15 protein-coding genes are annotated in these 13,236 nt (G+C 39.2%); 10 read left to right on the top strand and 5 right to left on the bottom strand.

What is annotated here, in order from left to right; genetic code table 11:
• Positions 1–17 precede the first annotated feature (17 nt).
• Entirely contained in the window at positions 18–1,346 is a 1,329-nt protein-coding gene (locus IEV52_RS12450) for a short-chain fatty acid transporter (RefSeq protein WP_188402845.1), read from the bottom strand.
• Between the two features lie 160 nt (positions 1,347–1,506).
• Here IEV52_RS12450 and IEV52_RS12445 point away from each other — a divergent pair, with 160 nt between their 5' ends.
• The 3 genes from IEV52_RS12445 (at position 1,507) to IEV52_RS12435 (ending at position 3,803) form a co-directional block, all read left to right on the top strand.
• Positions 1,507–1,950, top strand: a complete 444-nt coding sequence (locus IEV52_RS12445) for a CotD family spore coat protein (RefSeq protein ID WP_229754277.1) — start codon at positions 1,507–1,509, stop codon at positions 1,948–1,950.
• 124 nt (positions 1,951–2,074) lie between these two features.
• Positions 2,075–2,821, top strand: coding sequence for an SDR family NAD(P)-dependent oxidoreductase (locus tag IEV52_RS12440; RefSeq protein ID WP_188402844.1), 747 nt, complete (start codon positions 2,075–2,077; stop codon positions 2,819–2,821).
• 91 nt (positions 2,822–2,912) lie between these two features.
• On the top strand, positions 2,913–3,803 hold the full coding sequence (locus IEV52_RS12435; RefSeq protein WP_188402843.1) for a cation diffusion facilitator family transporter: 891 nt from the start codon (positions 2,913–2,915) through the stop codon (positions 3,801–3,803).
• On the opposite strand, the gene IEV52_RS12430 is transcribed toward IEV52_RS12435, so the two are convergent.
• Together IEV52_RS12430 and IEV52_RS12425 are read right to left on the bottom strand one after the other, a co-directional pair.
• Positions 3,795–4,160 carry a VOC family protein gene (locus IEV52_RS12430; RefSeq protein ID WP_188402842.1) on the bottom strand — a complete coding sequence of 122 codons (366 nt, stop codon included), beginning with the start codon at positions 4,158–4,160 and terminating at the stop codon, positions 3,795–3,797. The genes IEV52_RS12435 and IEV52_RS12430 overlap by 9 nt on opposite strands.
• A 5-nt stretch (positions 4,161–4,165) precedes the next feature.
• On the bottom strand, positions 4,166–4,897 hold the full coding sequence (locus IEV52_RS12425) for a sulfite exporter TauE/SafE family protein (protein ID WP_188402841.1): 732 nt from the start codon (positions 4,895–4,897) through the stop codon (positions 4,166–4,168).
• Between the two features lie 125 nt (positions 4,898–5,022).
• On the opposite strand from IEV52_RS12425, the gene ccpC reads away from it, so the two are divergent.
• The 5 genes from ccpC to IEV52_RS12400 all read left to right on the top strand — a co-directional run bounded on the left by ccpC (position 5,023) and on the right by IEV52_RS12400 (position 9,687).
• Complete coding sequence (gene ccpC, locus IEV52_RS12420) at positions 5,023–5,892, top strand: transcriptional regulator CcpC (RefSeq protein WP_188402840.1); 870 nt, start codon at positions 5,023–5,025, stop codon at positions 5,890–5,892.
• A gap of 69 nt (positions 5,893–5,961) precedes the next feature.
• On the top strand, positions 5,962–6,678 hold the full coding sequence (gene dapD, locus IEV52_RS12415) for a 2,3,4,5-tetrahydropyridine-2,6-dicarboxylate N-acetyltransferase (RefSeq protein ID WP_188402839.1): 717 nt from the start codon (positions 5,962–5,964) through the stop codon (positions 6,676–6,678).
• A gap of 21 nt (positions 6,679–6,699) precedes the next feature.
• Positions 6,700–7,824: an N-acetyldiaminopimelate deacetylase gene (locus IEV52_RS12410; RefSeq protein ID WP_188402838.1), complete on the top strand. Its 1,125-nt coding sequence runs from the start codon at positions 6,700–6,702 to the stop codon at positions 7,822–7,824.
• A gap of 189 nt (positions 7,825–8,013) precedes the next feature.
• Entirely contained in the window at positions 8,014–8,259 is a 246-nt protein-coding gene (locus tag IEV52_RS12405; protein WP_188402837.1) for a YkuS family protein, read from the top strand.
• A gap of 102 nt (positions 8,260–8,361) precedes the next feature.
• The gene (locus tag IEV52_RS12400) at positions 8,362–9,687 is read left to right on the top strand and encodes a hemolysin family protein (protein WP_188402836.1); all 1,326 of its coding nucleotides are present in this window, start codon (positions 8,362–8,364) and stop codon (positions 9,685–9,687) included.
• On the opposite strand, the gene IEV52_RS12395 is transcribed toward IEV52_RS12400, so the two are convergent.
• Positions 9,688–9,891, bottom strand: coding sequence for a ChaB family protein (locus IEV52_RS12395; RefSeq protein ID WP_188402835.1), 204 nt, complete (start codon positions 9,889–9,891; stop codon positions 9,688–9,690).
• A 252-nt stretch (positions 9,892–10,143) separates the two neighbouring features.
• On the opposite strand from IEV52_RS12395, the gene IEV52_RS12390 reads away from it, so the two are divergent.
• Together IEV52_RS12390 and IEV52_RS12385 are read left to right on the top strand one after the other, a co-directional pair.
• Positions 10,144–10,686, top strand: a complete 543-nt coding sequence (locus IEV52_RS12390; RefSeq protein WP_188402834.1) for a peroxiredoxin — start codon at positions 10,144–10,146, stop codon at positions 10,684–10,686.
• Positions 10,687–10,853: 167 nt separating this feature from the next.
• Positions 10,854–11,519 (top strand): potassium channel family protein, encoded by a 666-nt coding sequence (locus IEV52_RS12385; protein ID WP_188402833.1) that lies wholly within the window; start codon positions 10,854–10,856, stop codon positions 11,517–11,519.
• A 43-nt stretch (positions 11,520–11,562) separates the two neighbouring features.
• Here IEV52_RS12385 and rnjA read toward each other — a convergent pair whose 3' ends face one another.
• Positions 11,563–13,233, bottom strand: a complete 1,671-nt coding sequence (gene rnjA, locus IEV52_RS12380) for a ribonuclease J1 (protein ID WP_188402832.1) — start codon at positions 13,231–13,233, stop codon at positions 11,563–11,565.
• Positions 13,234–13,236: the final 3 nt, after the last annotated feature.

Raw genomic sequence — 13,236 nt, 5'->3', positions numbered from 1 at the left:
TTAAGGAGGCTTTTTAGCTATAGGAGTAAAAACACGCCAGAGATAAACACGCCTGTAATGATCATAATGACTAGACCGTATCCCATAATATCTTTTGCTTTCAGGCCTGCGATGGCCAATGCAGGCAGTGCATAAAATGGCTGGATCATGTTCGTCCATGCATCTCCCCAAGCAACTGCCATTGCCGTTTTAGATAAAGAGACACCTAGATTTTGAGCTGTTTCCAACATGACAGGCCCTTGAACAGCCCATTGACCTCCGCCTGATGGAACAAAGAAATTAACTAGACCTGCACTCCATAAAGTAAATAAATGAAAGGTATGTTCATTTGAAAAAGATATGATGGCATTTGAAAAAACGCCTACAAGTCCTGAGGATGAAACAATGCCCATCAAACCAGCATAAAACGGAAACTGAATAATGATTCCACTCGCATTTTTTACAGAGTCAGAAACCGCTTTCAAAAATTGCTTTGGTGTCTTGTGCAGAATAATACCAATAAATAGAAACAAAAAGTTAACGATATCAAGATTTAAAGCAAAACCGTTCTTTGCGAAGTAATAGACTAGGAACGATAGTCCTAATAAACCTATAAGTATGGATAGAAGCTGACTGTTTTCCAACCGATCAGCCGGTGTGATCGCTGAAGTTGCTTCGATTGTTGCTGCCTCAAGAGATTCATTGTCTTTTAACAAAGCCGGATCAATTACAAATGCTTTATCTTTTGGAGGCACCATTAATCGATTAATAATAGGCACTAATATAAAAAGTCCTCCTAGGATAACGAAGTTAAATGGTGAAAAGATGGTTTCACTGGTAGGTACAACTCCCATTATTTCCTCTGAAAAATGACCAGGAGTAGCGATTGTTAAGGCAACTGAGCCAGATAATCCTCCACTCCAAATAATAAATCCGCTATAAGCACTCGCAATCAAAAGTCGATAGTCAACTCCGTCTACTTTTGATGCGATTTCTTTAGCAAATAATGCTCCGATTATAAGTCCAAACCCCCAATTTATCCAGCAAGCGATTAAAGCTACAACCGTTACTAAGATGATGGCTTGGCCAGGTGTTCGTGGGATTTTTGCAAGTCGGCCCAAGAGTTTTTTAAATAATGGACTGCTTGCCATAACATGTCCGGTAACTAAAATTAAGACCATCTGCATCGAAAACGTCAATAAGCTCCAAAAGCCGGTACCCCAATATTCAATAATTTGTACAGGGGAGCTGTTGGTTGTGATCAATGCAAGTCCGCAGACAAAAAAAGTAAGCAGAATAACCAATAAGAATGGATCAGGCATATACTTTTGCATTAATTTGTTTGAAAAAGATATTAAGAACTTCAAGTCATCTCTCCCTCTCTTTTTATAACAACTTAGTTTCATAAGTTCTTCTGCAATATTTAAATTCCTTCTTTCAAGTGGAATATTTGGACGAACTTTTTAAGGGGTCCTACATAAAATAAAGAGAAATATGATTTATGTTTTTTGAAAGGAGAACATTTTTTTGTCTATCTTTAAACGCCCTGGGATCTTTGCTAAGAAAGGTATGGGTATGCCGGCTGCTGCAGCGGGAGCAATGGCGCAAATGCCTCAAATGGGCCCTACGTTGGGAGCGATGGGTCAATTGCCTCAAATGGGTGGTTGTGGTTATCCTCCAGTCTCGCCATCTCAATACTATCCTCCGCAAGTTTTGCCTGCCCAATATAGCCCTACTAATCAACAGGTTCAATATAACCAGCAAGATGTATATGTTCCAATGATTCATCCAACACAAACTACTCAAGTAAATCAGACGAACTATAAATATGTACATTACTTCCCGCAAAATACGAACGTGGTGAACCAGGCAACACAGCAAAACCTTTGCGGAACAGTTCAGCCGATCATCCAGCCGCCTTGTCCTTGTCCGCCACCATGCCCGCCTTGTGGTCCTTGGCGAAAGAAATAATTTGTAAGCTGTCGACTTTGTCGGCAGTTTTCTTTTTTTTTGTTTCTTTTACACGTCTTGTTGATAATGAACAAAGAAGGGGAATGAATAGGATAATACATAAAATATATGGAGGTAATATGTGTTGAGTAAAGAATTGAAGGTCGTCATTGTTACAGGAGCAGCAAAGGGAATCGGCAAACAAATTGCTCTCGACTTTGCCAGGGCTGGATGGATTCCATCCTTAATCGATTTTAACGCAAATGAATTAGAAAGTACTTTAGCGGAGGTTAAAGAGATTCAGCCGCAATCTACCGCTATTACTTGTGACGTAAAAGATCCACAAGAAATAATAAAAGCTGTTTCAGAAACACATGATAGATTGGGGGAAATCAATTGTCTCATTAATAATGCTGGCATTTCTAAATGGAAATCTCCATATGAATTATCAGTAGACGAATGGGATGAAATCATACAGACCAACCTAAGAAGTGTTTTCTTATTTTCTAGGGAAACAGCGAAGTACATGTCACGATCTGGCGGCGGATCGATTATTAACATGGCATCAACGAGAGCCTTTATGTCTGAGCCTCATTCTGAAGCATACGCCGCTACAAAGGGCGGGATAGTAGCATTAACACATGCACTTGCAGCCTCCTTCACTGATGACTTTATTACGGTCAATTCCATTAGTCCAGGATGGATACATACGGGGGAATACACAGAATTAAGAGAAATTGACCATGAACAGCATCTCTCAAAAAGAGTAGGAATGCCTGCAGATATTTCAAGAGCTTGTTTATTCCTTGCTCAAAGTGATAATAATTTTATCACTGGAGAAAACATTACAATTGATGGCGGAATGACAAAAAAAATGATCTATGAACATTAATGTTTCCTATAGGGAAAAAGATTGCTCTAGACCCACCCGGAAACCATTCTTTATGATGTAAAAGGTATTATTGAATGAAGGAGAATAGAGAATGCAATCTGATCAGCAAAAAAGAGTGGAACGCGGTGTTTATTTTAGTTTAGGAGCTTATATTTTTCTTTCTATCGTCAAGCTTGTATCAGGATTTATATATAATTCTGATGCTTTAGTCGCAGACGGATTGAACAATGCAACTGACATCATTGCGTCAATAGCAGTACTTATCGGTTTAAAAATTTCCCGTAAACCAGCAGACGAGGATCATCCGTATGGTCATCTAAGAGCAGAAACAATCGCATCCATGGTAGCATCCTTCATCATGGTTGTAATTGGAATCGAAGTATTAATTTCTTCTATTAAAAAAATGGTTAACGGAGTAGGAACAGAACCTTCGTTAACAGCTGCCATAATAGCCTTGTTTGGTGCCGCGGTTATGCTTATCGTATATTTCTATAATATAAAGGTTGCCAAAGAAACAGATAGTCAAGGACTAAAAGCAGCAGCGCTTGATAATCGATCGGATGCTTTTGTAAGTATTGGAGCAGCAGTAGGGATTTTTGGCGCGCAGGTAGGTTTACCATGGCTTGATCCTGCTGCGGCTGTTTTGGTCGGCCTGATCATCATCAAGACCGGTTGGGAGATTTTCACCGAAACTTCTCACAACTTATCCGATGGTTTTGATTATGAAGAAGGAAAAGAAATGGAGCACAAGATTCTCGATGTTGAAGGTGTTGAAAACGTTGGAGATCTTAAAGCAAGAAAACACGGTAATCGAGCAATCATTGATGTTACGATTAAGGTAGATCCTTCTTTAAATGTAGTTGAAAGTCATGAGATCACTGAAAAAATAGAAGATACCATTAAAGAAGCTTACAATGTTGAAAGTATTCAAGTGCACGTTGAACCAGAAGATGGGAAGGACAAGGAAGACACGTTAAAGTAATTCCCGTTCGATAAACTCGATTCGGTTGCCGAATGGATCGCGAATGGAGAATCGGTTAAAGCCCGGAATCGGTATTTCTTGCTGAATAGTTATTTCTTGTTCAGCCAGATGGTTATGAAGATCTTGTAGTCCTTCCACTAAGAAAGCGGGATGATGTTTTCCTTTTAATATCTGGCTATCAATCCCTATGTGCAATTCTTGATTGCCTGCTTGAAACCACATACCGCCATTTTTACTGAGTGAATCAGGCTTTGGAATTTCTTTAAGCTGAAGAACGTCTCGATAAAAGATCCTTGCTTCTTTCTCTTTATCGTGCGGAATACATAGTTGTACGTGATGAATGCCAATAATGTTCATATGGATTACCCCCATTGTATAATTAATTGCATAATAAGCAGAACAGTTACAGTCCTCATCAGGATTGTAACTTGTTTAGTTTTTAGCTTTGGTGCAAGTTTGATCGCTGCTTGTGCTCCGCAAATACTTCCAATCGTAAGTGGTATAGCAACATCCCACATATAATGGCCGGCCCATAAATAAGTAAATACTGCGCCTGTACAGCTTAAGAACGTGTTGAACCTTGTAAACGAAACTGTTCGTAAATAAGTAAAACCGCTTCTTAAGAAAAGCTGCATCTGCAGAGTTCCTTGCCCTGGACCGAACATGCCATCATATGCGCCTATACCAAAAAGGTAAGGGTATTTGGCAGGAGGCAGTTGTTGTATTTCGTTTTCAGGGTCAGCCTCTTTTTTTGTTTTTACAAAAGTCAAAAATAAAGCACCCGTCAGAAGGATAAGCGCAATTACAGTTAAGTTTTCTCTGGAGATCGATGAAGCTATCAATCCCCCGCATATGCCGCCGGTTAGACTTATAGCTCCTGACATAAAATAAGGTGTAAGTTTTGTATCATTTTTTCGTAAAAGTACAAAAAAGCTTGAAAAAGAACTAAACATGTTAGCAAATTTGTTGGATGCAATGGCTGAATGTACCGGAACACCTAACAAGAGCATGATTGGAAAGTTGATCATACCTCCGCTTCCAGAAAGGGTACCGATAAAAGTAGCAACAAAACCTACCACAATGAGAATATACATAGCCGTTCACTTCCTTTCATTTCTCTTTACATATCTATCCTATGTTACGGTATACTTAAAATAAATTACATAAAATGGACATCATTTAATAAGTAAAACTTATCAAGGATAAGAAAGGGCTAATCATGCAATTATCAGAGTTTCGTATACTTCAAGTTCTTGCTGAAGAGTTAAACATGAGAAAAGCATCCGAAAGGCTTTATGTTTCCCAGCCTGCTCTCAGCCAGCGCCTGCAATCGATCGAGAATAATTGGGGAACCAATATTTTTATCCGTTCACAAAGAGGATTAAGATTAACGCCAGCCGGGGAAAAAATAATTTCTTTTGTATCGGATGTATTGCAAAAAGAAGAAGCAGTTAAAGAAGAACTTCAATCACTTTCAGAGCATGTTCACGGTACGTTGAAACTGGCAGTTGCGTCAATAATTGGGCAATACTGGCTTCCGCATGTTTTGAAAGAATATGTGAGATTGTATCCCCATGTAAATGTCTCTTTAATTACGGGGTGGAGTTCGGAAATTATAAAACATCTGTATGAAGACAGGATTCATCTAGGTATTGTAAGAGGAAATCCAGAGTGGCGTGGCAGCAAGGAGCATATCCTATCTGATCACTTATTCTTAGTGGATACAACGATTTCTTCAATTGAAGAACTGCCAGAGACTTCAAAACCTTTTATCCAATTTAAAAGCCATTCAACCTATTACCAAGAGATTCAGGATTGGTGGCATACTCATTTCAAAACAACACCGCAAAAAACAATAGTGGTCGACCAGATTGAAACGTGCAAGCAGATGGCGCTTAACGGAATCGGCTATGCGATACTTCCTTCAATCAGTCTTAGACCAGAGGATGACGTATTTAAAATTCCGCTTACCGATAAGAAAGGCAACGCCATTAAGCGTGATACTTGGCTGATTCATCATGGAACAGGATCTGAACTTAAACAAGTGAATGTTTTTATGGATTTAATTCGAAAATTCACTGGTGAATAAGGTTTGAATCTTTCTATATTTAGTGGTTTAATACAATACAGAATGACTTTTAAGGAGGAACTAGCAAACATGAAAATGATGGATGCAAACGAAATTATTTCATTTATTCAAAACAGCACAAAATCTACACCTGTAAAAGTTTATGTAAAAGGAAATCTTGAAAACATTGACTTCGGGAAAGAAACAAAAGTATTTCCTTCAGGCAATACAGCAGTATTGTTTGGTGAGTGGAAAGAGATCGAAGCAGCACTTCAAGCGAACGAAAGCAACATTGAAGACTATGTGATTGAAAACGACCGCCGCAACTCGGCGATTCCTTTATTAGATATGAAAAACATTAAAGCACGTATCGAGCCTGGCGCGATTATCCGTGACCAAGTTGAGATTGGTGACAATGCTGTTATCATGATGGGAGCTTCTATTAACATTGGTTCTGTAATCGGTGAAGGCACGATGATCGATATGAACGTTGTATTAGGTGGGCGTGCAACAGTAGGAAAGAACTGTCACATTGGTGCAGGTACTGTTCTTGCAGGTGTTATTGAGCCGCCATCTGCTAAGCCTGTTGTAGTAGAAGACGATGTAGTAATCGGTGCGAATGCAGTTGTTTTAGAAGGAGTTACAGTTGGTAAGGGAGCTGTAGTTGCTGCAGGTGCAATTGTTATCGAAGATGTAGAACCATATACAGTTGTCGGTGGAACACCTGCACGGGTTCTAAAGAAGATCGACGAAAAAACAAAATCAAAAACAGAGATCAGGCAAGAGCTTCGTCAATTAAACGATTAACAAATAGGGGATGTGGAAAAGATGAAATCATTACTTGAGATTAGAAAAGACCTGCACCGTATACCGGAGCCTGGCTTTTTAGAATTTAAGACTCAAAGGTATATCCTTGATCTCATCTCCACACTTCATCAGAAGAATCTAGAGGTTCATACGTGGGAGACTGGTATTTTTGTTAAAGTAAACGGAAAGAATCCGTCTAAAACGATTGCGTATCGTACGGATATGGACGGGCTTCCGATCGCCGAGGAAACAGGTTATGAATTTTCATCATTGCACGATGGAATGATGCATGCGTGTGGTCATGATCTTCATATGACCATCGCGATTGGCCTTTTATCTCATTTTGTTGAGAACCCTATAGATGACAACTTGTTATTTATTTTTCAGCCAGCAGAAGAAGGACCCGGTGGAGCACTGCCTATGCGTGAAAGTGAGCTTTTTCAACAGTTAAAACCTGACATGATAACGGCCCTGCATATTGCACCTGAGTATGAAGTAGGAACGATTGCTGTAAAAGAAGGCCTTTTGTTTGCCAATACATCAGAACTGTTTATTGATCTTATCGGAAAAGGCGGTCATGCAGCTTACCCCCACCTTAGTAACGATATGGTGGTCGCAGCAAGTCATCTCGTAACACAGGTGCAGACCATCGTTTCACGGAACATAGATCCTCTGGATTCTGCTGTAATCACCATAGGCAAGATAACAGGCGGAACGAAGCAAAATATTATCGCCGAACGAGCCAGACTTGAGGGAACGATCAGAACACTCTCTCCCGAAGCTATGGTAAAGGTAAAAAAACGTATTGAATCGCTTATTGAGGGTATTTCGAGTAGTTTTGAATGTGATGCAGTTATTGATTATGGTTCTAATTATAGGCAAGTGGATAACGAACCAGAGTTAACTCGTGAATTTATTCAATTTGCTCAACAAAATTCAAAAGTGAAGGTTATTGAATGCAAAGAGGCAATGACAGGTGAAGACTACGGTTACTTCCTAGAGAAAGTACCGGGCTTTATGTTCTGGCTTGGAGTTGATACAGCATTTGGTCTGCATCATTCCAAGTTAAAGCCTCAAGAAGGAGCAATTCAATACGCAGTCGATCTCTTAATTCAATATTTGACCTTCAAAGGTAAACATAAGTAAAAAAAACGGCGATAGCCGTTTTTTTGTTTGCTTAAAAATATAGAGAATGAGAACAGCTATGAGTCTTCAAGAAGATTTATGGTCTTCACCTTTTTTACCCCGCAACAACTTTCACTCAGGCCATTTTTCCTGCGTTACATATTCCCATTGTGAGTTGGAAAGATTAAAAAAAGGTAAGGAGGTGGGAATATGGCTAGAATTGGTGTAGAACAATCATTAACAAATGTTTCGGATGCTTTGCGGTCGAAAGGGCATGAAGTAGTAGAACTTCGTCAAGAACAAGACGCAAATGGCTGTGATTGCTGTGTAATTACTGGGCAAGATCAGAACGTTATGGGCATACAAGATGCAGTAATTCAAGGTTCTGTATTGAACGCTCATGGTATGTCAGCAGAGGAAGTTTGTCAGGCTGTTGAGAGCAAATTACAATCATAGCACTCCTGGGGACAGCCATGCTGCCCCTTTATTTCTGTTTAACCCATGTTTTAACAGGGAATTAGTTGACCAATCATTAAAAATGCTGATGGGGAGGTTATTATGCCAATATTTAATGTCCTTATGATTATCATACTTATTGTTCTAACCGCCTTTTTCGTTTTAGCTGAATTTGCAATTGTTAAAGTGCGTAAAACAAGAATCGATCATCTAGCATCAGAAGGAAATAGTAAGGCCATTGCTGCCCAGAAGGTAATAGGAAATCTAGATGGTTATCTTTCCGCCTGCCAATTAGGGATAACAATAACCGCGCTAGGACTCGGATGGCTAGGTGAACCAACCGTTGAAATCTTTTTGAAGCCGCTTTTTGAGCGAGCCGGTCTAAACGAAGGTCTGACACATACTTTATCTTTTTCGATCGCTTTTATTCTGATTACATTCCTTCATGTCGTGTTAGGAGAACTGGCGCCAAAAACAGTTGCGATTCAAAAAGCAGAGGCCATCTCTCTGGCGACGGCAAAACCCATCATCGGATTTTATAGAGTGATGTATCCCTTTATCTTTTTATTAAATGGATCGGCTAATCTATTAACAAGAATCTTTGGAATCAGTCCTGCAAGCGAGCATGAAGTGGTACATACAGAGGAAGAGTTACGGCTGATCCTTTCAGAAAGTTTACAGGGTGGAGAGATCAATCAATCAGAGTACCGTTATGTGAATCGAATCTTTGAATTTGACGATCGGATAGCGAAAGAAATCATGATTCCAAGAACGGAGATGGTTTGTTTATTCTTAGAAAACACGTCTGAAGAAAATATGGCCATCATGCGGGAAGAAAAGTTTACACGATATCCAGTAGGGAATGACGATAAAGATCATATTGTGGGACTGGTGAACATTAAAGAGTTCTTTAATGAACATTTCAGCAGACAAGATTTTAATTTAGAAGAATACATTCGTCCAATCATAACAGTTCATGAAACGATTCCCATTCAAAAACTGCTGGTAAAAATGCAAAAAGATCAAACCCATATGGCCGTTTTAGTGGATGAGTATGGCGGCACTGCTGGAATCGTAACAGTTGAGGATATCTTAGAAGAAATTGTAGGGGAAATTAGAGATGAATTTGACGTTGATGAAGAACCAGAGATCCAGCAAATTTCCAGTGATAAGACGGTGGTTGATGGTAAGGTTTTGATTTCTCAAATCAATGAATTGTTCGCACTTGATATTGATAACTCTGAAATAGATACGATTGGAGGATGGGTCTTAACAAGGTCCATTGATCTTGAAAAGGATCACTCATTTAATTATGAGAGTTATCGTTTTACGATCTTAGAGCTGGATGGTCGACAAATAAAAAAAATTGTAATTGAAAAACATAATGAGGAAACTAGTTCCGAACCAATGAATAAGACTCCTGAATAATCAGGAGTCTTTGCTTTTCCATTTTCCGTCTTCTGTTTTTTCATATTTGTGTTTTACAGCACTCCAAGCCACTTTATGTGCAGTCTCTTCCTCTTTGTACTCTTTAATTGCAGAATTAAAGGCCTCTTTATAAATTTCTTGTCCGTGGTGTGGGAGGTGATCTCTAACTCCCTCAGGCAGTTCTTTTAATGATTCATATAGCATTTTGAATCCCTCCTTTTAGATATGATTTCCCGAGCAATCCTCAATTTAAACAAGTGCATTGAGAATGAAACTTGTCAAAAATGAGCGGATTATTTCACTTTTTGGGTTTAAATTGCTATCATTAAGGAGAAATTAAAACGTGGTAGCGAAAATCCTTATTTAAATTAATTATTATTTAATATTGACTCAAAATAAGGATTGTACTATAATTACCCATGTAAATAAAATTGTTTTTTGGAGGGAATTTTACCTATGGCAGAACGTATGGTAGCAAAACAAGCACCTCGATTTGAAATGGATGCAGTATTACCAAATAAAGAATTTGGAAAAGTAAGCCTTGAAGAAAACATGAAGAACGATAAGTGGACAGTACTTTTCTTCTATCCAATGGATTTCACATTCGTATGTCCAACTGAAATTACTTCTCTAAGCGACCGCTATGACGAGTTTGAAGACTTAGATGCAGAAGTAATCGGTGTATCAACTGATACAATTCACACACACAAAGCTTGGATCAACACTCCACGTGACATGAATGGTCTTGGAGAGTTAAACTATGCATTAGCAGCTGACACAAACCACGTTGTTGCACGTGACTACGGTGTTCTAATCGAAGAAGAAGGTATTGCTCTTCGTGGATTGTTCATTATTTCTCCAGAAGGAGAATTAATGTATTCTGTAGTTAACCATAACAACATCGGCCGTGATGTTGAAGAAACATTACGCGTACTTCAAGCTCTTCAAACTGGCGGACTTTGCCCAGCTAACTGGAAGCCTGGACAAAAGACTCTATAATTTTAATAGTAGTTTTAATGCAATAACCCAAGACTATGCTCTTGGGTTATTTTTGCAATAATAAAAACTTTTCAAATTTTTATACATATTATGCTTCATGATTAGATTAGAAGAATTCAATTTTGTGGTAAAATAAGGCTATAACGTAAGGGATTGGAGTGAAGAGGTTGAAGAAGCAATTTGCTGTTATCGGTCTAGGGCGCTTTGGCGGAAGTATGTGCAAAGCTTTATCAGATCAAGGAATGGAAGTCTTAGCTATTGATATAGATGAAGATAGAGTAAACGAATTTTCTAATATAGTGACACATGCGGTCATAGCTGATTCAACGGACGAAGGTGTATTAAAGAGTCTGGGTATCCGAAATTTTCAACATGTTGTAGTGGCAATTGGAGATAACCTTCAGTCCAGCATACTTACAACACTGATTTTGAAAGAAATGGGCGTTGAAAAAATAACAGTAAAAGCCCAAAACGACTATCATGAAAAAGTGCTGAAAAAGATCGGAGCAGATAAGATCATTCATCCGGAGCGCGATATGGGTGTGCGGATAGCTCACCAAATCGTTTCAAACAATGTTTTGGATTATTTGGAGTTGTCGGATGAACATAGTATCGTTGAACTGGTTGCCACGCAAAAGATGGATGGGAAATCATTGATTCAACTTGATATCCGAGCGAGGTTCGGCTGTAACGTGGTAGCTGTGAAAAGAGGCAGAGAAATCTTTGTATCACCACAGGCTGACCAGTCGATCCGCCAGGGAGATGTTTTAATTGTAATCGGCGGAGACAAGGATATCAATCGCCTGGAAAAACAAATGGCAAATGAAGAATAAAAAAACCGTTACCCTGAAAAGGGAACGGTTTTTGTTATAGTTATTAAATTTCCATGATGATCGGAAGGATCATAGGACGCCTTTTCGTTTTCTCATAAAGGAAGGGTGCCAATGTGTCTGTAATTTCATTTTTAATTTCGGACCATTGAGTCGTTCTCTTTTCATTCATAATTGTCTCAAGATGCTTAGATAATAAGCTTTGGGCATCATGGATTAAATCGCCGGATTCACGCATGTAAACAAAACCACGTGAAATGATATCTGGGCCGGCTTCAATTTTAAACTCTTTCATGTCCATGCTCACTACGACAACAACTAGTCCTTCTTCAGAAAGGATTTTACGGTCACGAAGGACGATGTTTCCGATATCTCCAATCCCGCTGCCATCTACATAGACAGAGCCAGAAGGAATTTTCCCAGCGATCATCGCCTCGTTTTGTGAAAGGGCCAATACTTCACCATTATCCATAACAAATGAGTTTTGAGCAGGAACATCACAGTCAGAAGCAAGTTTAGTATGCATCTTCAGCATTCTGTACTCACCATGGATTGGCATGAAGAATTTAGGCTTCATTAAACGAAGCATCAGTTTTTGCTCTTGCTGGCCACCATGTCCAGAAGTATGGATATCATTAAGTGAGCCATGAATAACTTCGGCACCTGCACGATATAATTGGTTGATTGTCTTACTTACACTTAGTGCATTTCCTGGGATAGGTGAGGAAGAAAATACGACTGTATCTCCAGGAATGATTTGAATTTGTCTGTGCGTGCCATTTGCGATTCTCGACAGGGCGGCCATTGGTTCACCTTGGCTCCCGGTACAGAGGATAGTTACTTGGTTATCAGGCAGACGGTTGATCTGGTTCGCATCTACAAATGTATTTTTAGGTGCTTTAATAAATCCAAGTTCTTGTCCAACTGTAATGGCTGAATCCATACTGCGGCCGAATACTGCGATCTTACGGTTGTTTGCAACAGATGCTTCAACAACTTGCTGCAATCTATGAATATTTGATGCGAAGGTAGCAAATATCACTCTTCCTTCCATCTTTCTAAAGATATCCTGTATGCTTTCGCCAACACGTCTTTCTGATAATGTAAAGCCAGGAACTTCACTGTTTGTGGAATCAGAAAGCAAGCAGAGTACGCCTTCTTTTCCGATCTCAGCCATTTTTGTTAAGTTTGCTGGTTCACCAACAGGCGTAAAGTCAAACTTAAAATCACCTGTATGAACGATGTTGCCAGGAGGTGTTTTTACGACAAGTCCATATGCGTCAGGAATGCTGTGTGTCGTCCTGAAGAAGCTCACTGATGTTTTTCTGAATTTGATCACATCATCTTCAGTAATTTCGTACAATTGTGCTCGGCGAAGTAAACCATGTTCTTCGAGTTTGTTCTTGATAAGTGCAAGTGCAAGTTTACCTCCATAGATCGGAATATTAACTTGTCTTAATAGATAAGGGATACCGCCGATATGATCTTCGTGACCATGTGTGATGAATAGACCTTTAATTTTATCTTCATTTTTAACAAGGTACGTATAGTCAGGTATTACATAATCAATGCCCAAAAGCTCGTCTTCTGGAAATTTGATTCCTGCGTCTATTAAGATGATCTCATCTTGAAATTGAACGGCATACGTATTTTTACCGATTTCTCCTAAACCGCCAAGTGCAAATACGGCGGCTTGATGGTTTTTTACAAATTTCATAAA

The sequence above is a fragment of the Fictibacillus barbaricus genome (assembly GCF_014635025.1).
Taxonomy (GTDB): domain Bacteria; phylum Bacillota; class Bacilli; order Bacillales; family Fictibacillaceae; genus Fictibacillus; species Fictibacillus barbaricus.
The sequence above is the reverse complement of the archived record's forward strand: the minus strand, read 5'-3'. Positions and strand labels throughout refer to the sequence as shown.

Bases quoted from the DNA above. Each gene is read 5' to 3' on its own strand.
- IEV52_RS12435 (WP_188402843.1), top strand. From the start codon at position 2,913: ATGCAATCTGATCAGCAAAAAAGAGTGGAACGCGGTGTTTATTTTAGT.
- IEV52_RS12430 (WP_188402842.1), bottom strand. From the start codon at position 4,160: ATGAACATTATTGGCATTCATCACGTACAACTATGTATTCCGCACGAT.
- IEV52_RS12425 (WP_188402841.1), bottom strand. From the start codon at position 4,897: ATGTATATTCTCATTGTGGTAGGTTTTGTTGCTACTTTTATCGGTACC.
- ccpC (WP_188402840.1), top strand. From the start codon at position 5,023: ATGCAATTATCAGAGTTTCGTATACTTCAAGTTCTTGCTGAAGAGTTA.
- dapD (WP_188402839.1), top strand. From the start codon at position 5,962: ATGAAAATGATGGATGCAAACGAAATTATTTCATTTATTCAAAACAGC.
- IEV52_RS12410 (WP_188402838.1), top strand. From the start codon at position 6,700: ATGAAATCATTACTTGAGATTAGAAAAGACCTGCACCGTATACCGGAG.
- IEV52_RS12405 (WP_188402837.1), top strand. From the start codon at position 8,014: ATGGCTAGAATTGGTGTAGAACAATCATTAACAAATGTTTCGGATGCT.
- IEV52_RS12400 (WP_188402836.1), top strand. From the start codon at position 8,362: ATGCCAATATTTAATGTCCTTATGATTATCATACTTATTGTTCTAACC.
- IEV52_RS12395 (WP_188402835.1), bottom strand. From the start codon at position 9,891: ATGCTATATGAATCATTAAAAGAACTGCCTGAGGGAGTTAGAGATCAC.
- IEV52_RS12390 (WP_188402834.1), top strand. From the start codon at position 10,144: ATGGCAGAACGTATGGTAGCAAAACAAGCACCTCGATTTGAAATGGAT.
- rnjA (WP_188402832.1), bottom strand. From the start codon at position 13,233: ATGAAATTTGTAAAAAACCATCAAGCCGCCGTATTTGCACTTGGCGGT.